The 20,172-nt window shown below is 71.0% G+C and carries 15 protein-coding genes; 12 read left to right on the forward strand and 3 right to left on the reverse strand.

The annotated features are described in order from the left end of the window. Positions 1-40: 40 nt before the first annotated feature. Both JQS43_RS05465 and JQS43_RS05470 read right to left on the reverse strand, forming a co-directional pair. A complete protein-coding gene (locus JQS43_RS05465; RefSeq protein WP_239677970.1) occupies positions 41-1,192 on the reverse strand; it encodes a dihydrodipicolinate synthase family protein in 1,152 nt (383 codons plus the stop codon). Next, positions 1,189-2,337, reverse strand: a complete 1,149-nt coding sequence (locus tag JQS43_RS05470; RefSeq protein WP_239677971.1) for a Gfo/Idh/MocA family protein — start codon at positions 2,335-2,337, stop codon at positions 1,189-1,191. The genes JQS43_RS05465 and JQS43_RS05470 overlap by 4 nt, the downstream gene beginning before the upstream one ends. Positions 2,338-2,493: 156 nt before the next feature. Here JQS43_RS05470 and JQS43_RS05475 point away from each other — a divergent pair, with 156 nt between their 5' ends. Both JQS43_RS05475 and JQS43_RS05480 read left to right on the forward strand, forming a co-directional pair. Next, positions 2,494-3,510 (forward strand): LacI family DNA-binding transcriptional regulator, encoded by a 1,017-nt coding sequence (locus JQS43_RS05475; protein WP_239677972.1) that lies wholly within the window; start codon positions 2,494-2,496, stop codon positions 3,508-3,510. A 75-nt stretch (positions 3,511-3,585) separates the two neighbouring features. Then, on the forward strand, positions 3,586-4,842 hold the full coding sequence (locus JQS43_RS05480; RefSeq protein WP_239677973.1) for a serpin family protein: 1,257 nt from the start codon (positions 3,586-3,588) through the stop codon (positions 4,840-4,842). On the opposite strand, the gene JQS43_RS05485 is transcribed toward JQS43_RS05480, so the two are convergent. Beyond that, the gene (locus JQS43_RS05485) at positions 4,823-6,175 is read right to left on the reverse strand and encodes a hypothetical protein (RefSeq protein ID WP_239677974.1); all 1,353 of its coding nucleotides are present in this window, start codon (positions 6,173-6,175) and stop codon (positions 4,823-4,825) included. The genes JQS43_RS05480 and JQS43_RS05485 overlap by 20 nt on opposite strands. Positions 6,176-6,356: 181 nt before the next feature. Between JQS43_RS05485 and JQS43_RS05490 the strand changes: the two genes are divergently transcribed. From JQS43_RS05490 to fxsT, 10 genes are all read left to right on the forward strand, one after another. Further along, positions 6,357-7,772: a cytochrome P450 gene (locus tag JQS43_RS05490; RefSeq protein WP_239677975.1), complete on the forward strand. Its 1,416-nt coding sequence runs from the start codon at positions 6,357-6,359 to the stop codon at positions 7,770-7,772. 34 nt (positions 7,773-7,806) lie between these two features. Then, entirely contained in the window at positions 7,807-10,239 is a 2,433-nt protein-coding gene (locus JQS43_RS05495) for a sensor histidine kinase (RefSeq protein WP_239677976.1), read from the forward strand. 3 nt (positions 10,240-10,242) lie between these two features. Then, the gene (locus JQS43_RS05500; protein ID WP_239677977.1) at positions 10,243-10,665 is read left to right on the forward strand and encodes a roadblock/LC7 domain-containing protein; all 423 of its coding nucleotides are present in this window, start codon (positions 10,243-10,245) and stop codon (positions 10,663-10,665) included. A gap of 1 nt (position 10,666) precedes the next feature. After that, a complete protein-coding gene (locus JQS43_RS05505) occupies positions 10,667-11,041 on the forward strand; it encodes a DUF742 domain-containing protein (RefSeq protein ID WP_239677978.1) in 375 nt (124 codons plus the stop codon). Beyond that, the gene (locus tag JQS43_RS05510; protein ID WP_239677979.1) at positions 11,022-11,624 is read left to right on the forward strand and encodes a GTP-binding protein; all 603 of its coding nucleotides are present in this window, start codon (positions 11,022-11,024) and stop codon (positions 11,622-11,624) included. Before JQS43_RS05505 ends, JQS43_RS05510 begins: the two co-directional genes overlap by 20 nt. 72 nt (positions 11,625-11,696) lie before the next feature. Beyond that, a complete protein-coding gene (locus JQS43_RS05515; protein ID WP_239677980.1) occupies positions 11,697-12,221 on the forward strand; it encodes a class I SAM-dependent methyltransferase in 525 nt (174 codons plus the stop codon). 88 nt (positions 12,222-12,309) lie between these two features. Next, positions 12,310-13,152 (forward strand): NAD(P)H-binding protein, encoded by an 843-nt coding sequence (locus JQS43_RS05520; protein ID WP_239677981.1) that lies wholly within the window; start codon positions 12,310-12,312, stop codon positions 13,150-13,152. Between the two features lie 112 nt (positions 13,153-13,264). Then, positions 13,265-14,827 carry a VMAP-C domain-containing protein gene (locus tag JQS43_RS05525; protein WP_239677982.1) on the forward strand — a complete coding sequence of 521 codons (1,563 nt, stop codon included), beginning with the start codon at positions 13,265-13,267 and terminating at the stop codon, positions 14,825-14,827. After that, entirely contained in the window at positions 14,824-15,909 is a 1,086-nt protein-coding gene (locus tag JQS43_RS05530; protein WP_239677983.1) for an AAA family ATPase, read from the forward strand. The genes JQS43_RS05525 and JQS43_RS05530 overlap by 4 nt, the downstream gene beginning before the upstream one ends. After that, positions 15,906-20,147, forward strand: coding sequence for an FxSxx-COOH system tetratricopeptide repeat protein (fxsT, locus tag JQS43_RS05535; protein WP_239677984.1), 4,242 nt, complete (start codon positions 15,906-15,908; stop codon positions 20,145-20,147). The genes JQS43_RS05530 and fxsT overlap by 4 nt, the downstream gene beginning before the upstream one ends. Positions 20,148-20,172 lie beyond the last annotated feature (25 nt).

A 20,172-nucleotide genomic window follows, 5' to 3' on the forward strand; every position in this document is an offset into this window, starting at 1 on the left:
GTGGCCTGGTTGAACGAGAGCCGGGGCGAGGGTCCATCGGTCACTGCGGCACCCCGCAGACGGAGAAGAACGCCCGGGCGCGGGCGGCAGCGAGTTGCGGGTCGGGCAACAGCCCGGCGGCTGCGGCCAGGATCAGCGCCTGCGCCAGATGGACCGGTGACCGGCCGGACTGCCCGCCACCGACCATTGTGAAGTGCGTCTGATGGCCGGCCAGCCAGGCCAACCAGGCGATGCCGGTCTTGTAGTACTGAGTGGGCGCAGCGAAGATATGGCGCGAAAGCGGCACGGTCGGCGCCATCGCGGCCGCATATCCGCTGTCGTCACCGGCGTCGAGCGCGTGCAGGGCGGCGGCCGCAGCCGGCGCGATCGCGGCGAAGATCCCGAGCAGCGCGTCGGAGTAGCCCTGCTCGTCGCCGCGGATCAACTCCGGGTAGTGGAAGTCGTCGCCGGTGTAGAGCCGCACGCCGGCCGGGAGCCGGCGTCGCATCGCGACCTCGCGTTCGGCGTCCAACAGCGACAGCTTGATCCCGTCGATCCGGTCCGGGTGCGCCGCGATCAGCGACAGCACCGTCTCGGTGGCGGCGTCCAGGTCGTCGGCGCCCCAGTAGCCGGCGAGCGCCGGGTCGAACGCCTCACCCAGCCAATGCAGCAGGACCGGGCGGTCAGCGCTGGTCAGCAGGTGATCGTAGAGCTGGAGATAGTCATCGGCGGACCGGGCCGCGGCGGCGAGGTGCCGGCTGCACATCAGCACCGGCAGCGCGCCGGCTTGGCTGACATCAGCGAGCTGCTGCTCGTACGCGGCCCGGACCTGATCGAGCGTCGCCGGGCCGGGCGGCAACTGGTCGGTAGCGACTCCGGCGACGATCGCCCCGCCCACCTCCCGGGCCTCGGCGCAGCTGCGCCGGATCAGCTCCCTGGTCGCCGGGTAGTCCAGGCCCATGCCGCGCTGGGCGGTGTCCATCGCCTCGGCGACCCCGAAGCCATGCCGCCACAAGTGATGCCGGAAGGCTAGCGTGGTGTCCCAGTCGAGGGTCGCCGGCTGGCCGGGACCGTTCTCAGCGGTCGGGTCGGGCACCACATGGGCCGCCGCGTACGCCACCCGGGAGCGGAACGGGTGCGTGGGCACGGGCCAGCCGTCGCCAGCCGGGAGGCGGAGCTCCTCGCCGCCGGGCAGCGTCACCCGGGTGCTCATGCCAGCTCCGGCAACGGAAGCCGGCGGCCGTCCCGGGCCGACTGCAGGCCGAGCTCGGCTAGCTGCACCCCGCGGGCGCCGGCCCACAGGTCGAACTGGTGCGGCCGGTCGGCGACCACGTCGGAAAGGAACTGCTCCCACTGGGCCCGGAAGCCGTTGTCGAACTGGTCGTTGTCTGGCACCGGTTGCCACTGGGACCGGAAATCCTCGCCCCCGGGGAGGTCAGGATTCCAGACCGGCTTCGGGGTTGCCGCGCGGTGTTGGACATGACAGTGGTGCAGCCCGGCGACCGCGCTGCCCTCGACCCCGTCGACCTGGAACTCGACCAACTCGTCGCGGTGCACTCGGACCGCCCACGACGAGTTGATCTGCGCGACCACCCCGCCCGCCAGTTCGAAGATGCCGTAGGCAGCGTCCTCGGCGGTGGCGTCGTAGGGCTCGCCCTGCTCGTCCCAGCGGCGGGGCAGATGAGTGGCGGTGTGGGCAGTAACCGTCCGCACCGGTCCGAACAGGTGCTCTAGCAGGTAGTGCCAGTGCGGGAACATGTCGGAGACGATCCCGCCGCCGTCGGCGGCCCGGTAGTTCCACGAAGGACGCTGGGCCGGCTGCCAGTCACCCTCGAAGACCCAGTAGCCGAACTCGCCGCGTACCGACAGCACCCGGCCGAAGAAGCCGCCGTCCAGCAGTCGTTTCAGCTTGCGGAGTCCGGGCAGGAACAGCTTGTCGGCGACCACGCCGTGCCGGATCCCTGCCGCGTCCGCCGCCCGAGCCAGCTCGACCGCGCCGGTCAACGACTCGGCGACCGGCTTCTCGGTGTAGATGTGCTTGCCGGCGGCGATCGCCGCGGCGAGCGCCGGCTGGCGGGCCGAGGTCAGCTGGGCGTCGAAGTAGATCTGGACGTCCGGGCGAGCGAGCGCGGCGGTCAGGTCGGTGGTCCAGTCGGTCAGGCCGTGCCGGCCGGCGATGTCGGCGAGCTTGGCTTCGTTGCGTCCGACCAGCACCAGTTCGGGAATCAACCGTTCGCCATCGGCGAGCGGCAGGCCGCCGGCTTCCCGGATCGCGAGTAGCGACCGGAGCAGGTGCTGCCGGTAGCCCATCCGTCCGGTGACGCCGTTGACGATGATGCCGATCGTCTTGCTCTGCATCGCTCCAGCCCTCACGTCCTAGGAAAGCGTTTTCCCGGCCAGCTTACGTGGCCGGTCCGACCGGTGCAAGCCACCGGTCACGTAAGCTGACCGACAGCCGGTCGGCGCTGCTCGCCTCGCCGGCGCGAGCGATCGGTCGAGGGGAGACGTGGCCAGATGGCGACGCTGGTAGAGGTGGCGCGACGGGCGGGAGTGTCGCCGGCGACCGCCTCCCGGATCCTCTCCGGCAGCAGCAAACCGGTCTCCGAGGAACTGCGGCGCCGGGTGCTAGCGGCCGCCGAGACGCTGCAGTATGTGCCGAACGCGCACGCCCAGCAGCTGGCTCGGTCGCAGCCGACCGCGGTGGGCGTGATCGTGCACGACGTCTCCGACCCCTACTTCGCCGAGATCACCCGCGGGTTGCAGCGGGTCGCCACCGACGCCGGCCGGCTGGTGTTCATCTGCAACAGTTACCGCGACCCGCGCCGGGAACGCGAGTATGTCGGCCTGTTGCATGGCCACCGGACGGCGGCGATCGTCCTCGCTGGCTCCGGGCACCACGACCGGCGCGCGGCCGCCGCGATCGCGGCGGCGCTGCGGCGGTACGCGCGCGACGGCGGGCGGGTCGCGGTGGTCGGCCGGCACCTGCACCACCCGGGCGACGAGGTGCTGCCCGACAACGAGGCCGGCGGTCGGCTCGCCGGCGCGGAACTCTACCGGCTGGGCCACCACCGGATCGGGGTGATCGCCGGCCCGCGAGACCTGACCACCACCTCTGACCGGCTGGCCGGGTTGCGGGCGGCCGCCCGGGCGCACAACCGGTCGCTGCCGGCCCGCCGGATCGCGTACGCCGACTTCGACCGGGAGTCCGGCGCCGCCGCGGCAGCTGCGTTACTCGACGCGGAGCCTGGTCTGACCGCGCTGGCGGTCCTGAACGACACCATGGCGATCGGCGCGTTGGCGGTCGCCCGCGAGCGGGCGCTGCGGGTACCCGGGCAGCTGTCGGTGGTGGGCTTCGACGACATGCCGATCGCGCGGGACCTGGTGCCGGCGCTGACCACCGTCCGGTTGCCGCTGGCGGAGATCGGGGCGGAGGCGATGCGGCTGGCGTTGGCGACCAGTGGCGAGCCCCGGAGCGTGGCGATCGAGCCGGAGCTGGTGCGCCGCGCCAGTACCGCCACCGCCCCGGAGTAGACCTCGATCATCGGTCGCCCCGTCCGGAACCAGCCGGCCAGCGCTCGCGTCCAACCGGTCAGGAGGTGCGAGCTGATGGGTACCCGACGGATGCCGGCCGTACTACTGGCCGGAGTGTTACTGATCGCGGGGTGCGGCGGCGGGCCTGGATCCACCGCCGACCAGCCACCAGAGCCGGCCCCGTCGCCGGCCGGGCTGCTGACCGACCTCGCCGCGGCCGACGAGGCGGCGGTGGCCAGCGCGGTCAACGGATTCGGGTTCGATCTGTTCCGGGCAGTGGCGGTGCCGGACGAGAACACCGTCACCTCGCCGCTGTCGGCGGCGGTGCTGCTGTCGATGGTGCTCGCCGGCGCCGAGGGGGAGACCGCGGCGGAGCTCGCGCAGGTGCTGCGGCTCGCTGACACCCGCGATGTCCGGATGGGTGAGCTGCTGGGTCGGCTGGCCGAGACCGACGAGGTGCTGCTGGAGACGGCGAACGGCCTGTGGGCCGACCCCGAACTCCCGCTGCACGACGACTATCTTGGCTTCGTCCGGGACACCTTCAATGCCACCGCTACCCAGGCCGATCTCGGTGCGCCAGCGACCGCCGAGGCGATCGACGACTGGGTCGCCGACCAGACGCAGGGGCGGATCGACGGGCTCGCGGCGGAGCTGGGGCTGCCCGACCCGGACGCCCCGCTGGTGTTGCTGAACACCGTCTACTTTCTGGGGGAGTGGGAGACCGAGTTCGATCCCGAGCAGACTGGGCCCCGACCGTTCCGGGTGCCGGGTGACGAGACCGTCGAGGTGCCGACGATGCAGCTGGCCGGGGCGGAGTTCGGCTATGCTGCCCGCGCCGGCTACGAGGTGCTGCGGCTCCCCTACGGTGCGGACGGTCGGTACGGGATGGAGATCTTCCTGCCGGCCCCGGCTACGCCGCTGAGCGACCTGGTCGGCGACCTCGATCAGGACGAGTGGCGGGAAGCGGTGACGAGCCTGGCCCCGCGCACCGTCGACCTGCTGGCGTTGCCCAGGTTCCAGCTGGAGTGGGGCGCGCCGCTCGACGACGCGTTGGTCGAAATGGGATTGGCGTCGGCTTTCACGCCGTACCAGGCAGACTTCTCCGGGATGTCCCCCGCAGAGCTGTACCTGGCGACGGTGGTCCAGAAGACATTCATCCAGGTCGACGAAGCTGGGACCGAGGCGGCCGCGGCCACCGGCGGTTCAATGGGGGTCACCGCCGCGGAGCCGGAGCTGCGGTTCGAGGTGGACCGCCCGTTCGCGGTCACCATCTCCGACCAGCAGACCGGCACCATCCTGTTTCTGGGGGCGGTCACCGACCCGCGGGGGTGAGCGGCGCGGAGTCCGGGCCCGCCTCCGCGTGCCCAGCGGCCCGGGCGAGCAGCTCCACGACCACGACCGTGAGCAGCACCGCGGCAGTGATCCAGAGGACGCCGGCCAGCCCGGGGTGGCGCCACAGCAGCAGCGCGGCCACGCCGACGATCACCGCTGCCACCTCGACGGTCACTCGGTGGCGAAGCAGGAACCGGGGCACCGGACCGGACAGGCCGGCGCCGGCCAGTTCGGCCGCGGTCGTGTCCAGGGCGCGGTCGCCCTGGCGGCGCACCCAGCGGGGGACTGCGCCGGGGCCCGCGGCCCAGACCACGACCGCCGCGAGCACCGCCACCCCGATCAGGGTCCGTAGCCACCCGGCGAGGAACCGGGTGATGGTGTCGTAGAAGTCCGCGGCGGCCTGGCGGGACTGCACCTGCGGTGGCAGGTGGTCCAGGTAGTAGGCCCGGGCGAGGGCCAGCATCGCCACGCCGAGTAGCGCGCCGGCCGCCACCGCGACCGCGGCGGTCAGCGCGCCACGGCGGTGGTCCGGGGCGAGCAGTACGCCCCCGAGTAGCAGCCCGATCGCGAGCAGCGGCAGCAGCCACCCGGCCTGGTCGAGCAGGTACGCGGCGTCCTGCAGTCGGGGCAGCGCGTCGGTGTGCAGCAACGGATACTCGATCGACAGATCGGTCGGAATCTCCGCAGCGAACGGGAAACCGGCGTCGACGAGCCGCTGCCGAACCAGCTCAAGTACGGCCCCGAGGTCGAGGTAGATCTGGTCTCCTTCGGCGCGCAGTAGCTCCCCTTGGCCGGTGGTGAGCAGTCCGACCAGTTCGTCGTGGGCCAGCCGGTTCGTCTCCCGCCATAGCTGGGCGAACTCTTCGGTTTCGATGAGGGTGCGCAGCTCGGACCTTAGGAACACCTCGATCCGGTCTGCCGCCGGGGCGACCAGGACGTCGAGCAGCTCCGGGGCGCCGAGCTCTTCGGCCTCGTCGGCGAGCTGCTGGATCCGCTCCTCGAGGTCGAGGGCGGTGACAATTTCCGTGCTGAGCACCCGGGCGAGTTCAGCCTGCACGGCCGGCTCCTCGACCAGCGGCGCGACGGTCGCGACGTACCGGTCGGTGTCGAAGACCTCTTGGCGGACGAAGACCGCCGCGACCGAGGCGGTCGCGAGCACCGCCCCGAGGAGCAGCAGCACGATGGCGGCGACCCAGCGGCCCGTACGCGGCCGGCGTCGTGACCACTCGGCGGCCTCCCGGCGTAACCGGTTGAGCTCCGCCCGCTCATCGTCTGCCAGCGGCGGACCCGCGGCGTCGCCGGGGGCTGCCCCGGGCCCTTCGGGCGAAACCATATCAAAACCATAAAATAACTAAATGCCGCTAACCGCTTAGATAGACATGATCGGATACCCCGATGCTTCTCCAGCTCCCGGGCGGTTTATCCTTCCCATCGCGGTCCATCCCTTTCAAAGCTCGTCATCATGACCTACGGTATGGTCTGTCCTGCCGTGCGTAACGAATCGGAGAATCCCGATGAGTAGCCCCACCGGCCAGACCGCCGCCGGCCCGGCCACCCCCACCGGCGCATCCGCCCCCGCCCCCGCCCCCGCCCGATCCGCCTCCGCCCCGCTGTACCGACTCCCGGCCCGGCGGACGCTGCCGCAGCTGGCTCGCGACCCGATGCGGGCGCTGGCGGCGCTGGGCCGCGAGTCCGACGGCGCCCCGGTGCAGCTCAACCTCGGCCTGATCCGGCCGCTGCTGATCAGCCACCCGGAGCACGCGCAACAGCTGCTACTCAACCCCAACTTCGAACGCGACGGCATGCTCTGGAAGCCGATCCGCCGGCTGCAGGGCGACGGCCTCTCCGGCGTCGGCGAAGATTGGCGCAACAGCCGCCGGTTGCTGCAGCCGCTGCTGGCGATGCGGCACCTGCGTGGTCTGCTGCCCACCATGGCCGCGGCCGTCGACGAGGCGCTCGACGCCCTCGACGCCCGAGCCGCCGACCAGCGGCCAGTCGCGCTGGTGCCGGAGATGATGCGGATCACGCAGCGGGTGATGGTCCGGGTCTTCTTCGGCGACCGGATCTCGCCGGCCGACTCCGACCGGCTCGGCAGCGCGATCAACGACGCGTTCGGTTCGCTCGGCGCCCGGCTACTGCTGCCGTTCATGCCCCACTGGTTCCCGATGCCGGGCGACCGGGCGTTCCGTAAGGCGGTCGCGATCGCCGACGAGGTGATCTATCCGCTGGTCCGGCAGAGCCGCCAGGACCCCGCCGGCGACGACCTGGTCACCCGATTCGTCCAGGCCACCGACGAAGCCGGGGGGCACCTGGACGACCAGCGGGTCCGGGACGACCTGGTGAGCATGTTCGTGGCCGGCACCGAGACCACCGCGCTCACGCTGAGCTTTTTCTGGCTGCTCTTCCACCGGCGGGCCGAGCTGGCCACCCGGGTGGCGGACGAGGTCGCCGAGGTGGTGGCGGCCGGGCCGCCCGAGCCGGCCCACCTCGATCGGCTCCGCTACACCAAGATGGCGCTGCAGGAGACGCTACGGCTCTATCCGGTGGGGTGGCTGCTGCCCCGGACGACGATCGCCGACGACGAACTGGCCGGAAACCCGGTCAAGACCGGCAAGACGGTGATCCTCAGCCCGTACCTCACCCACCGGCTGTCCGAGTTCTGGGAAGAGCCGACGGTCTTCGACCCGGAGCGGTTCAGCCCCGAGCGCAGCGCCGGCCGTCACAAGTTCGCCTATCTCCCGTTCGGCGCCGGGCCGCACCAATGCCTAGGTAACCACTTCTCGTTGCTGGAGGGCCAGCTGGTGGTGGCGGCGATGCTGCACCGGTGGCGACCCACGGTGGCGGCGCCCCAGGACGCGCTGGAGCCGCGGGCGACCGCGTCGCTCCGCCCTCGCGGCGAGGCCGAACTCACGCTCGCGCCGCGCCGGTGAGACCGGGCCAACCACCGACGATGAGGGATGTGTCATGAGGTTCTTCCGGCGTAGCAGCGTGCGTGCCCGGATCGCGGCGCTGCTGTCGGTGTTGGTGCTGCTGTGGGCGTTCGCGGCGTGGGTGACCGCCCGGGAGAGCTTCAACCTGCTGGTGCTCAACTATTTGGAGACCGCCGGCGTCACCACCGAGGAGCTGGTGGAGGCGATGCAGCAGGAGCGGCGGCTCTCCGCCGCGGTGGCCGCCGGCGGCAGCGACGCCGACCTGCACGATGAGTTGGCGGCCGTGCGCGGACGGACCGATCTGCTCGTCGCCGGCTGGCGCGACCTCGTCGACCGGCCCAGTCAGCGGTTCGCCGCCAGCGACCGGCTGGCCGAGCGGTACCAGCGCTTCGACGCACACCTGGCCGACCTGCCGGTGGTGCGGGGGCAGCTCGATGCCGGTTCGGCCACCCCGGAGGAGGTGCGACAGACCTACACCGGGACGGTCACCGCGGGGTTCGCCATCTACCGTGCCATGTCCGGACTGGATGACCAGGAGGTGGCCCGCCAGTCCGGGCTGCTCGTCGAGCTCAGCCAGGCCCGGGAACTGCTGTCCCAACAGGACGCTCTGCTCGCGGCGGCCTACCAGCGGGGTCAGCTGGCCCAGCCGGAGCTGGTGGAGTTCGTGCAGCTGGTCGGCGCCCAGCGAGGACTCTACGAACGCATCGCGGCCGAGTTGCCGCCCGATGTCCGCAGCCTTTATGACACCGCGGTCGCCGACCCGGCAGTGTCGGAGCTGCGGCGCCTGCAGGACCGGCTCATGGCCGAGGCCGACCCCGGAGCGGCGGCGCCGGTCGCCGATGAGCAGTGGCGGTCCGCGGTCACCGCGGCGATGGCGAGCATGCGCCAGCTGGAGCTCGCCGGTACGGAGGTGGTGGTGCAGGGGGCGATGCCGGTGGTGGCCGGCATCCTGGTGCGGCTGCTACTCGTCGGCGGGCTCGGACTGGTAGCCGTGCTCCTGTCGATCACCACTGGCCGGACCATCATCCGTCGACTGGAGACGCTGACCGACCACGCCTCGACGCTAGCTGGTGAACGGCTGCCGGCGGTGGTCCGCCGACTCCGCAGCGGCGAACCGGTGGATGTGGCGGCCGAGGCGCCGCCACTGGCCGACCCCGGCGGCGGGGAAGTGGGCGAGCTGGCGACCGCGTTCAACCGGGTTCAGCAGGCGGCGGTCCAAGCCGCGGTGGAACAGGCCGAGCTGCGGCGGGGCGTGCGCGACGTCTTCCTGAGCCTGGCCCGGCGTACCCAGGGTCTGGTCAGCCGGCAACTGAAGGTGCTGGATGAGGCGGAAAGACGGGAAGCCGACCCGGACAAGATGGCGGAGCTGTTCCGAATCGACCACCTCGCCACCCGGATGCGGCGAAACGCCGAGAACCTGATCGTGCTCTCGGGCGCCAGCTCCGGCCGCACCTGGCGGCACCCGGTGTCGATGGTGGACCTGATCCGGGGCGCCATCTCGGAGGTGGAAGAGTACACCCGGGTTACGGTGCTGGCGGTGGACGAGGGGGCGGTGCCGGGCCAGGCCGCAGGCGACCTGATCCACCTGCTCGCCGAGCTGGTGGAGAACGCCGCGGCCTACTCGCCGCCGTACGCGCCGGTGACCGTCTCCGGGCAGCGGGTGGCCCGCGGCTTCGCGATCGAGATCGAGGATCGTGGGCTGGGCATGAGCGAATCGGAGTTGGCCGCCGTGAACAGCCGGCTCGCCGACCCACCGGACTTCGACCTCGCCGACGCCTCCCACCTGGGCCACTACGTGGTGGCGAAGCTGGCGCAACGGCACGAGGTCCGAGTCCAGCTGCGGTCGTCTCCCTACGGGGGAGTCTCGGCGGTGGCGCTGATACCGCAGGCGTTGGTGCTGGAACCGGCGTTGGCCAGCGCGGAGCTTCCGCGTCGGGAGCGGACCAGCGGCGCCGGCCAGCACACCGAGGAGATCGAGGTGGGCTCCGACCAGCGCACCGGGTCAGCCGCCGGGCCGACCGCCGGGCCGACCGCCGTGCCGCCGACCGGGCCGCAGCCGGCAACGCCGCAGACCGAGCATGCCGCCGGCACCTCGGGCAGTTTCGCCAAAACCCCGGACAGTGACGCCACCACCCCGGTCAACGGCGCCGCCCGCCCGGCGGAGTCGGCCGCTGGACAGACCGCGGCGGGTCTACCGTGGCGGGTCCGGCAGGCGAACCTACCCCGGCAACTTCGTTCGGAGGTGGCCGGTGCGGGCCAGGCCGGCGCCGACGAACCGGGCTGCGAGACCGGGTCCGGATCGCCCGGTGACGAGCCGGCCGATCGCGACCCCGAGGAGGTACGCCGGATGATGAGCGCCTACCAGCATGGCACCCGGCTTGGTCGGCAGGAGGCGGCGGACCCACCGCCGCCAGCGATCGGACGGGTCCGCAGCAGTGACGTTCCGCAGGAGAAACAGGAGGGATGATCGGTGGCGCAGAGCCCAGCCAAAGATCTGGCGTGGCTGTTGGACGACCTGACGGGGCGGGTGGCGGAGGTGGAACGGGCGATCGTGTTGTCCAACGACGGTCTGCTGATCGCCGCGTCCCGTAACGTTTCCCAGGAGGACGCCGAGCATCTCTCGGCGGCCGCCTCCGGGTTCCAGAGCCTCGCCCGCGGCACCGGCAGGTGCATCGGTGGCGGCGCGGTACGGCAGACCGTGGTCGAGTTCGAGCGGTCGTTCTTCTTCGTGACCGCGGCCGGTTCCGGGGCCAGCCTTGCGGTGCAGGCGACCGCCGAGGCGGACGTCGGTGTGGTCGCCTACGAGATGGCCAAGCTCGTGACCGGGGTCGGGAGATACCTCAGCACCGGAGTTCGGGTGCCTCCCTTCGCCTCGGAGACCATGGTGAACTGAGATGCCGTTTCCGCCGCCCGAAGCCGGCCAGGACTACGACGAGGCCGGGCCCGTCGTCCGCCCGTACACCGTCACCTCCGGTCGTACCCGGCCGAGCCGGGGCCGGCTCGATCTGGTCTCCATGGTGGTGGCGGTCGGGTCGGCGGCGGCATCGGTGGACCGTACCCCGGAGCAGCGGGCGATTGTCGCACTGGCACAGCGTCCGATCTCGCTGGCCGAACTGGCGGCCCAGTTGAACCTTCCCGCGAGCCTGGTGCAGGTGCTGCTGGGGGATCTGCTCGACGCCGAGCTGATCAGCATCAGCCAGCCGTACCCGGCGGGTTACTACCATCGAGACACACTTGAGGCGATACGTGATGGGCTACGGGCGCTCTGAGGAGAAGCCACACTCGACCGGCACGAGGCAGCCGGTGCCAGCGGCGGTGAAGGCGTTGGTAGCGGGAGGTTTCGGGGTGGGCAAGACGACGCTGGTCGGCGCGGTGAGCGAGGTCATGCCGCTGCGGACGGAGGAGTACCTCACCGACGAGGGGTTGGTCGTCGACGATATGTCGGGGGTGGAGCGGAAGGGCACCACCACGGTGGCGATGGACTTCGGCCGGATCACCATCAACGACGAGCTGATGCTCTACCTGTTCGGGGTGCCTGGTCAGGACCGGTTCTGGTTCGTCTGGGATGAGCTGGCGCTGGGGGCGCTCGGAGCGGTCGTGCTCGCCGACACCCGCCGGTTGGCCGACTGTTTCGCCTCGGTCGACTACTTCGAGCGGCGGGGTCTGCCGTTCATCGTTGCGGTGAACGTCTTCGACGATGCGCCGAAGCACTATCAGCCCGCTGATGTGCAGCTGGCGCTGGACCTGGACCCGGACGTGCCGGTGGTGATCTGCGACGCCCGCGATCGGGAGTCCGCCAAGACGGTGCTGGTCACGCTAGTGGAGCGGGTGCTGCGGACCCGCGGCGACTAGCCCACGGGCGGGCGCGGCTCGACTACCACGACAGTCGGTCCGACCGCGACGCGCTGGCGTTAGGCTGGTGGGGTGGCGGCGAGTCCGATCCCCGAACGGGTCAGCTGGGCGATGTCCCGCCTGGTGGTCGGCCCGAGCGACCGGCTACTCGAGATCGGCTGTGGCCGGGGGACGCTGGTCTCACAGGTCTGCGACCGGCTGGTCGACGGGCAGATCGTCGCGGTCGACCGTTCCGCCACCATGATCCGCCAGGCGCGGGAGCGTAACGCTGACCATGTCGCCGCCGGCCGGGCGGTCTTCCACACCACCTCGTTGGATCGTCTCGACCCGGCGGCGGGGAGTTACGACACGGTGGTGGCGCTGAACGTCAACCTGTTCTGGGTCCGCCCGGCAGGTTACGACCTGGCGTTGATCACGCGGCTGCTCCGGCCGGGCGGGACGCTGCACCTGATCTACGAGCTGCCGGTGGTCGACCGGGCGGAGGCGGTCGCGAAGCGGCTGGAGGCGGCGCTGACCGCCGAGGGGTACGAGGTCAGGCTGGCGCACGACCGGACCCGGCGCGGCAACGCGCTGCTCGCCGTGGTCGCTGCGCCCTGACCGGGCTGCGTGGCGGCTCGCGATGCCAGACCCGACCTAGCGCCTCGTATCGGAGGCCGTGGCAGGCGGCCGATACGAGGGGGAGATAATGACGATTCTGGTTACGGGAGCTACCGGCACCATCGGTCGCCAGGTGGTCAGACAACTGGCCGAGGCTGGTCACCGGGTGCGCGCGCTGACCCGTACCCCGGAGACGGCGGTGGTGCCGGCCGGGGTGGAGGTGGTCGGCGGCGACCTCGCCCGGCCGGCGACGTTGGCGTCGGCCCTGTCAGGGGTGACCGCGATGCACCTGATCAGCATCGGCGGCGACGACTATGCGCCGCTGCGGACCGGCGACGAGATCATGGCGATGGCGGGTGCCGCCGGGGTGGGTCGGGTAACGGTGCTCACCGGCAGCGACGACGAGTTGGCGGTGCTTCGGGCGGTGACGGCCAGCGGGGTGAGCTGGACGCATGTGCGGCCGCTGGAGTTCATGGCCAACAAGTTGGCGTGGGGGCCGTCGATCGCCCAGGACGGCACCGTGGCGGCGTTCGGTGAGGCGCCGATGGCGATCGTGCACGAGGCCGATGTGGCGGCGGTCGTGGTGGCTGGGCTCACTGCCGACGGGCATCATGGCGCGACGTACTCACCGACCGGCCCGGCGGTGCTCAGCCGCCCGGCTGCCGCCGAGACCATCGGTGAAGTGATCGGCCGGACCGTGCGGTTCAAACCGCTGACCCGAGCGGAGGCGCGGGCTGGGATGCTCGCCGACGGGGTGTTGCCGGAGGTCGCGGACTACGTCCTGGACTATGAAGCGAGCCCGCCGCCGGAGGCGGCGGTGGTCTCGCCGGTGGTGGCGGAGGTGACGGGCCGGCCACCCCGCCGGTTCGCGGAGTGGGTCGCTGAGCACGCGGCCGAGTTCCGGCCGAAACCGTCCGAGGAGACTGACTGAGTGTCGGTAAGCGGACACCTACCTAGGGTGTCGACGGGGTACTCTGTTGGCACACCACCGGCTCGGGGGGACCGGTGGTGGTCCATGTCCACGCGCTCGCCCCGGTTGGTCTATGACACCCCCTGCCTCGCCCGGCGACCAGCGCCGTCACCGGCTGGAAGCGGAGCTGGTGGAGGCGCTCGCCGGGCTTCCGGTGATGCAGCAGCCGGACAGCCGGCAGCAGTTGGTGCGGATGCTCCGGCGCCGGCTCGGGCCGGACATTCCGGTGTATGATATCGCTGAGCCTCGATACCAATGTGTGGAGATCGTGGAGGTGTGCCTGGCCTCGCCCGACTCCTGGCAGGTGGTGATCGAGGTGGTGGCATCCTTCCACCCGCACGCGCCGCAGCTCGCCCAGGTCGTGGAGCTGCAGCAGGAGTGGGTGAAGCTGCACGACCAGCTGCTGCGCGAGCATGAGGAGGAGGTCCGTGACGTCCTGTCCGAGGAAGACTGGGCGCAGCTGCGGGCGCTGCTGACGGCGATCCGACCCAGCCAGCTCGGGCGGCTGTTCCAGCGGGCGACCGGGCACCGGGCGGCGAGCCCGCCGATCTGGTGTGTCGACGCCTGGGACATCTTCGTCTACCTTGCCGGGCAGTACACCCCACCGGAGAGCCTGCCGCCCGAGATGGTCTTTCTGTTGTTGCTGGAACAGGAGGTCGATGAGGAGGCCGCGGCCCGGATCCGTCGCCGTAACCAACGGCAGGCGAGTAAGTTCGGGTTGACCGCCCAGCTGGATCAGCGGCGGGCGTTGACCGATCGCCGCGCCGACCTGCCCGCCGACCCTCAACTCTATGTGTTGATCCAGGTGGAGCAGGAGTGGGAGCCGGAGCTCGGGGAGAACGCGGAGCCGGCCGTGTTCACGGTCTCCCACTACCGGCAGTGGCTGGGGGACGAGTCCTGGCACTCGCCGCTGCGCGGCGTCTTCCCGGATGTGTCGAGGGCCCGCCTGGCGCTGGTCGTAGAGGAGATCGTGGCGCAGGTAGAGCTTGAGTGGGCGGATCGTCGGGCCGAGGTCGCCATTGAAGTGGTGCTCCCGTGGCAGCTGCTCAACGAGGACATCGCCTGGTGGCCGGCGGAGCGACCAGCCGCGTACCTGGGGGCGAGGGTGTTGGCCATGACCTACCCGGTGGTGGTGCGCAGCCTGGACCGGCTGCGGCAGCGTCGATGGCACGGGGCGTGGCGCCGGCGGTGGGAGCAGCTGCGCCGGGAGCCGGCCGGAGACCGCGTCTACCGCAGCCGACCTCACGGCGCGGACTATTTCACCACCATGGAGGCCGAGCTGACCGGCGACGCCAGGTGGGGGACGCTGGTGTTGAGTGAGCCGCCGGCGCCCGGGGCGGCGACCGGCATCCAGGAGGTCCTGACCGGCCTGCGCGCCGGCCTGCCGGCGATTATCTGGCATCGGAGCGAACCGACCACCGACCGGCTCTGGGACGAGCTTCGGGAGTTGGTCGGCGACGGCGGCACTTTACGCCTGCCGATTCACGTTCGGCAGCTGCGCCTGGACGCGTTGCGAGCAGAGCCGGATCAGCGTGATCAACACATCGGACGGCATGTGGTCCTGCTCTGGGACGACCCGGAGCGCAGACCGGAGTTGGATGGTCCGGAGGACCGGATCGGAGGAGCCAACAGATGACCCCTGATAGCACCGGCGCTAGCGGGGAGCCCGCTCCCGGCTGGTGGATCTACCGAGGCACCGGGCAGGTACTGGATACCGAGGAGCGAGAACGCCGGTGGCCCGCGCCGCCGCGTTGGCGTACTTTCGATGGTGGGCCCGATGAACCGGCGCCGCCGAGCGACGCCAAGGACCTGGAGCGACGGTTGGGCACGGTGGTGGTCTCCGAACGGGTCGACATCCACGAGGTCGACATGATCAACGCGGCGGTCTACCTCCGCCGCCCGTTGCTGGTCACCGGCCGGCCCGGGTCGGGCAAGTCCACCTTGGCTTACCGGATCGCCCGGGAGCTCCAGTTAGGCCGGGTGCTCCGCTGGCCGATCACGACCCGGAGCACGCTGCAGGCGGGGCTCTACGAGTACGACGCCATCGGTCGGGTGCACGCGGCGAGCCGGCACCGGGCCGGCCGACCGGCGGCCGAAGGCGCCGCCGACCGTTCCGACGCCGAAGCGGAGATCGGGGACTTCCTACACCTCGGCCCGTTGGGTACCGCCCTGCTGCCGTACCGGATGCCCCGGGTGTTACTCATCGACGAGATCGACAAGGGTGATGTGGACCTTCCAAACGATCTGCTCAACGTCTTCGAGGAGGGTGAGTTCGAGCTGCGGGAGCTGATGCGGTCGGCGGCCCGGGTACCCGAGGTCGTCGTCCATACCGCTGATCCGGCGGGGACCGCGACGATCCGGCACGGCCGGGTACGGTGCCACGAGTTTCCGATCGTGGTGATGACCAGCAACGGTGAGCGGGAATTCCCCGCTCCGTTCCTGCGGCGGTGCCTGCATCTGCGGGTCCCGGAGCCGGATGCCGGGAAGCTGGCGGCGATGGTGGCGGCGCACTTCCCGGACGAGCAGCTAGCGGATGCCCGCGAGATTATTCGTGCCTACCTGGAGCGCCGGGACCGGCTCGATGGCCTGGCGGCGGACCAGCTGCTCAACGCGTTCCAGCTGCGGATGGCGGGCGCGTTCACCACCACCGATGAGGAGAGCCTGCGTCGGTTGATCGAGGCGATCTGGCACCGGCTCTCGCCGATCGGGGCCGAATGAGTGATCCGAGCTGGCAGCAGGTCGCCGAGGCAGTATGGTTGGCGACCCGGATCAGCTCGTCCGTGCCGGCGACGGCCCTACCGTCGCCGGCACGGACGCCCGAGGTCGGGCGCGGTCTCCGTCGCGCCGATTCGCCGCCGACCAGCCACGATGAGTCGCGGGCGCGGCGCGACCCGGCCGGAAGTGGTCGGCCGGTCCCGGCGGTCGAGGCGTCCACCATGGCGGGGAAGATGCCCGCGGCGGATCCGCCCCGGCCGCGCGTCACCCAGCCTGTCCTGCCCGGAGCGGGGGCGATCGCGCGGCGGTTGCGGCCGTTGCGGCAGCCGGTGCCGTCACGTCATATTCGGCTGCTCGACGAGGCGGCCACCGCCGAACGGGCCGCCCAGGATGGGCTATGGCTGCCGGTCTGGACGCCAGCGCCGGCGCCGCGCTGGGACGCGGTGGTGGTCGCTGATGATCATGTGTCGATGACGATCTGGTGGGACCAGGTAGCCGAGTTCGTCGCTCTGTTGCGCCGGCAAGCCGCCTTCCACGAGGTCCATCTGCGCCGGCTGCACACGGACACCAAGGACCCGGCCGAGGTCCAACTCTCCCGCCCGGGTCGGCGGCACCACCCGGTGGGGCTGCCGGCCACTGATCGTCAGCGGATCATTTTCGTGCTGACCGACGGCGCCGGGCCGGCCTGGTCGGCGGGGGTCGCGTTGCCGGAGGTGGGGCGGTGGGCGCGCCGGGCGCCGGTGGCGATCGTACAGCTGCTGCCGCAGCAGCACTGGCACCGCAGCGGTCTCTGCCCTGAGCGGCTCCGGCTGTGGGCGCCCCGGCCGGGAGCCGCCAATGGTGAGCTGAGCTGGTGGCGTCGCGAGCCGTGGCTGGAACCGGCCGACGAGAGCGGATCGGCGACCGAGCGGCCCGTCCCGGTCCCGGTGTTGGAGCTGCGACCGCGGTGGTTGGCTGCCTGGGCGCAGCTGGTCGCGGGCGACCACGGGGGTTGGCTAGGGCTACCCGCGGTGCTGGCGACCCGCCCGGCGCCCGCCGCCGTCGACACACCGGCAGTCCCCGCCGAGCCCGGGGAGCGACGGCCAGCGGCGCGCCAGCGGGTACGGGAGTTCGCGGCCCGGGCGACTCCGCTGGCGGTCCGGCTGGCTGGGCTGCTGGCGGCGGCCCCGCTCAGTGTGGCGCTGATCCGGGAGCTACAGCATCGGTTGTTGCCGGACTCGGACGCCACGCACTTGGCTGAGGTGCTCACCAGCGGGCTGCTCCGGCCGGTTCCCGAGGTGGCGGCGGGTGAGTCACCGATGGTGACGCTTGAGTTCGAACCCGGCGTTCGGGAGGAGTTACTCACTGCGGGCCGGCGAGCCGACGCCCCCCGGGTCTGGCGGGTGGTGGAGGCGGTGCTGGGGGCGGCGGTGCCGGCCGTTGCCCAATTGAGCCGCGTGATCGACGATCCGGAGCGGACTCCGCTGCCGCCGGTCACCGCCGAGACAGTGGCGTTTCTGCGGGTCGAGCAGGCGGTGCTGCGGGCGCTCTCCGGGCGTTACCTGGATCGAGCACGACGACTGGATGATCAGCTCGGTGGTCCGCCTGAAACCGACACCGCGCGTCACTCCACCGTGGGCCGTGAAGATGTAACAATGGATGGACCGGCGGACATTCATCAAGTTCGTCCTCCCGAAAGGGAAGGAGTCGGCGTGTCTACCAGCAGTTCCCCATCAGCGACCGCCCCCTCGACGGCGGCGCCGCGGACCCCGTCGAAACCCCCGGCGATCTGGGGCAACATCCCGCCCCGCAACCCCAACTTCACTGGCCGGTCGAAGCTCCTTGAGCTGCTGCATGAGCAGATGCAGGGAGGCGCGACGGCGGTGCTGCCGCACGCGCTGCATGGGATGGGCGGAGTCGGCAAGTCCCACTTGGCCATCGAGTATGTCTACCGGCATCAGAGCGAGTATGACCTGATCTGGTGGATTCCGGCGGAGCGGTCGGCCCAGATCGGCGCCTCCCTCGTCGAGTTGGCGCAGCGGATGAATCTCCCGGCCGGGCCGGACGTCGCCAGCGCCCGAAATGCGGTGCAGGAGGCGCTGCGCCTCGGCAGCCCCTATGCGAAGTGGCTGCTCGTCTTCGACAACGCTGAGAGTCCCGAGGCGGTGCGCCAGTTCTTCCCGGCGGGCGGCACGGGCAGCATCATGGTGACCTCCCGCAATCCGCACTGGGCGAGCGTGGCCCGCACGCTGGAGGTGGACGTCTTCACCCGGGAAGAGAGCGTGCAGCTGCTGCGGCTGCGCGGCCCGGACCTAGACGATGTCGAGGCGGACCGGTTGGCCGAGGCGCTCGGCGACCTGCCGCTGGCACTGGAGCAGGCAGCGGCGTGGCGGGCCGAGACCGGCATGCCCGCCGAAGAATATCTGCGGCTCTTCGAACGCAAGCGCATCGATCTGCTCGCCCAGGCGGCGCCGATGGACTATCAACTGCCGGTCGCCGCGGCGTGGAACGTTTCGCTTGATCGGCTGGTGGTCTCCAACCCCGCCGCCTTCCGGTTGCTGCAGCTCTGTTCGTTCCTGGCGCCGGAGCCGATCCCGCGGACGCTGCTCGGTGGTGCTCACAACACCGATGTGCACCCCGAACTGAACGCGGCGCTGCGCGATCCGATGCGGCTCAACCGGGCGATCCGGGACATCAACCGGTATGCACTGGCCCGGGTCAACCACCGGACCAACTCGATTCAGATGCACCGGTTGATCCAGGCGGTGCTCAACGACCGGATGAGCGAGCCGGAGCGGGAGTCCATGCGGAGCAGCGCTCACCTGCTGCTCGCCTCGGGTGATCGGAACGATCCGAACTCGCCGGCGAACTGGCGCAGCTATGCCGAGCTCTATCCACATGTCGAGGCGTCGGGCGCGATTCTGTCACCGGTGCCCTGGGTGCAGCAGCTGGTAGAGAACGAAGCAAAATATCTGTACTGGGGCGGCGACTACGAGGCGTCGCTGGACCTGAGCCGGCGGGCGTACGAGACCTGGCGGGGTCAGCTGGGGCAGGATGCCTCCGCCACGCTCAAGATCGGCCATTGGCTCGGGTTCATGCTCTACATGCTGGGGCATTACGCGGAGGCGGCGCAACACAACGCCGAGATCCTGGCCGCCTACCAGCGCACCACCAGCGAGGATTCCGAGGAGCTACTGAAAGCGGTCGGTGCGGTCGCGGCGGACCGGCGGGTGGCAGGCGACTTCGCCGCCGCCCTGGAGATGGAGCAGGACCTCTATCAGCGGCACGTACGGGCGCTGGGGATCGACGATCCGAACACCCTCAACGCCGCCCACAACTTGGCGGTCAGTCTTCGGCTCACGGGCGACCTCTCCCGGGCATACGAAGTGGATCAGGACACTTACGAGCGCCGCGTGCTGCTCTTCGGGGAGGACCACGCGTTCACCCAGGAGAGCCTGCTGAACCTGGTGATCGACCGGCGGGAGCTGGGGGAGTTCATCACCGCCCGGATCCAGATGCAGGATATCGTCGACCGGCTCCGGCAGGAGCAGGGCGCCGAACAGACCCAGACGCTACGGGCGCTGCGACGGTTGGCGTCGGCGGTACGCAAGGCCGGCGACCACCGGACCGCCCGGCAGCTCTCCGAGGAGGCCCGCGACGGCTACGCCTCCCGGTACGGTGAGAACAATCCGGATGCGCTGTTGGCCGCGCTCGGGCTCGCCGTGGACCTGCGCGCCACCGGTCACTTCGACGAGGCCGTCCAGCTCGGCGAGCAGGTGCAGGACGAGTACCGACGGCTTTTCGGTGCCGACCATCCGTATACGGTGGCGGCCCAGCTGAACGTCGCGATCTCCCGTCACCTGCGGGGCGACGTGGCCCGCTCCCGGCAGATCAATGAGGACGGGGTTTCGGTGTTGACCAGGCTGCTCGGGGCGGATCATCCGCTGAGCCTGGCGGGCGCGGTCAATCTCGCCAACGACCTGTACGCGCAGGGTGAGGTGAGCGCGGCGCACGCCCGCGACCTAGAGACCGCGGACCGGATGCGGCGGGTGTTTGGCCCAGAGCATCCGACCACGTTGATCTGTCTCGGCAACCTGGCGATGGATCTGTTGGCGATGGACCGGCAGAGCGAAGCGTATGAGCTGCACGCGGAGGTCTCCGCCGGCCTGCACCGGGCGTTGGGCGAGAACCACCCGGCGACCGTCGCAGGCAGCGACCTCACCGTCCGCGGGACCTGCGACCTAGACCCGATGCCGTTGTAAACGGAGCCGGTCGGCGCCGACCCGG

It is taken from the genome of Natronosporangium hydrolyticum, from assembly GCF_016925615.1.
GTDB lineage: Bacteria > Actinomycetota > Actinomycetes > Mycobacteriales > Micromonosporaceae > Natronosporangium > Natronosporangium hydrolyticum.

What these genes read in the sequence shown, in the direction of transcription:
- JQS43_RS05475 (WP_239677972.1), top strand. Translation starts at nt 2,494, where the DNA reads ATGGCGACGCTGGTAGAGGTGGCGCGACGGGCGGGAGTGTCGCCGGCG.
- JQS43_RS05530 (WP_239677983.1), top strand. Translation starts at nt 14,824, where the DNA reads ATGACCCCTGATAGCACCGGCGCTAGCGGGGAGCCCGCTCCCGGCTGG.
- JQS43_RS05505 (WP_239677978.1), top strand. Translation starts at nt 10,667, where the DNA reads ATGCCGTTTCCGCCGCCCGAAGCCGGCCAGGACTACGACGAGGCCGGG.
- fxsT (WP_239677984.1), top strand. Translation starts at nt 15,906, where the DNA reads ATGAGTGATCCGAGCTGGCAGCAGGTCGCCGAGGCAGTATGGTTGGCG.
- JQS43_RS05510 (WP_239677979.1), top strand. Translation starts at nt 11,022, where the DNA reads ATGGGCTACGGGCGCTCTGAGGAGAAGCCACACTCGACCGGCACGAGG.
- JQS43_RS05480 (WP_239677973.1), top strand. Translation starts at nt 3,586, where the DNA reads ATGGGTACCCGACGGATGCCGGCCGTACTACTGGCCGGAGTGTTACTG.
- JQS43_RS05495 (WP_239677976.1), top strand. Translation starts at nt 7,807, where the DNA reads ATGAGGTTCTTCCGGCGTAGCAGCGTGCGTGCCCGGATCGCGGCGCTG.
- JQS43_RS05525 (WP_239677982.1), top strand. Translation starts at nt 13,265, where the DNA reads ATGACACCCCCTGCCTCGCCCGGCGACCAGCGCCGTCACCGGCTGGAA.
- JQS43_RS05470 (WP_239677971.1), bottom strand. Translation starts at nt 2,337, where the DNA reads ATGCAGAGCAAGACGATCGGCATCATCGTCAACGGCGTCACCGGACGG.
- JQS43_RS05490 (WP_239677975.1), top strand. Translation starts at nt 6,357, where the DNA reads ATGAGTAGCCCCACCGGCCAGACCGCCGCCGGCCCGGCCACCCCCACC.
- JQS43_RS05485 (WP_239677974.1), bottom strand. Translation starts at nt 6,175, where the DNA reads ATGGTTTCGCCCGAAGGGCCCGGGGCAGCCCCCGGCGACGCCGCGGGT.
- JQS43_RS05520 (WP_239677981.1), top strand. Translation starts at nt 12,310, where the DNA reads ATGACGATTCTGGTTACGGGAGCTACCGGCACCATCGGTCGCCAGGTG.
- JQS43_RS05465 (WP_239677970.1), bottom strand. Translation starts at nt 1,192, where the DNA reads ATGAGCACCCGGGTGACGCTGCCCGGCGGCGAGGAGCTCCGCCTCCCG.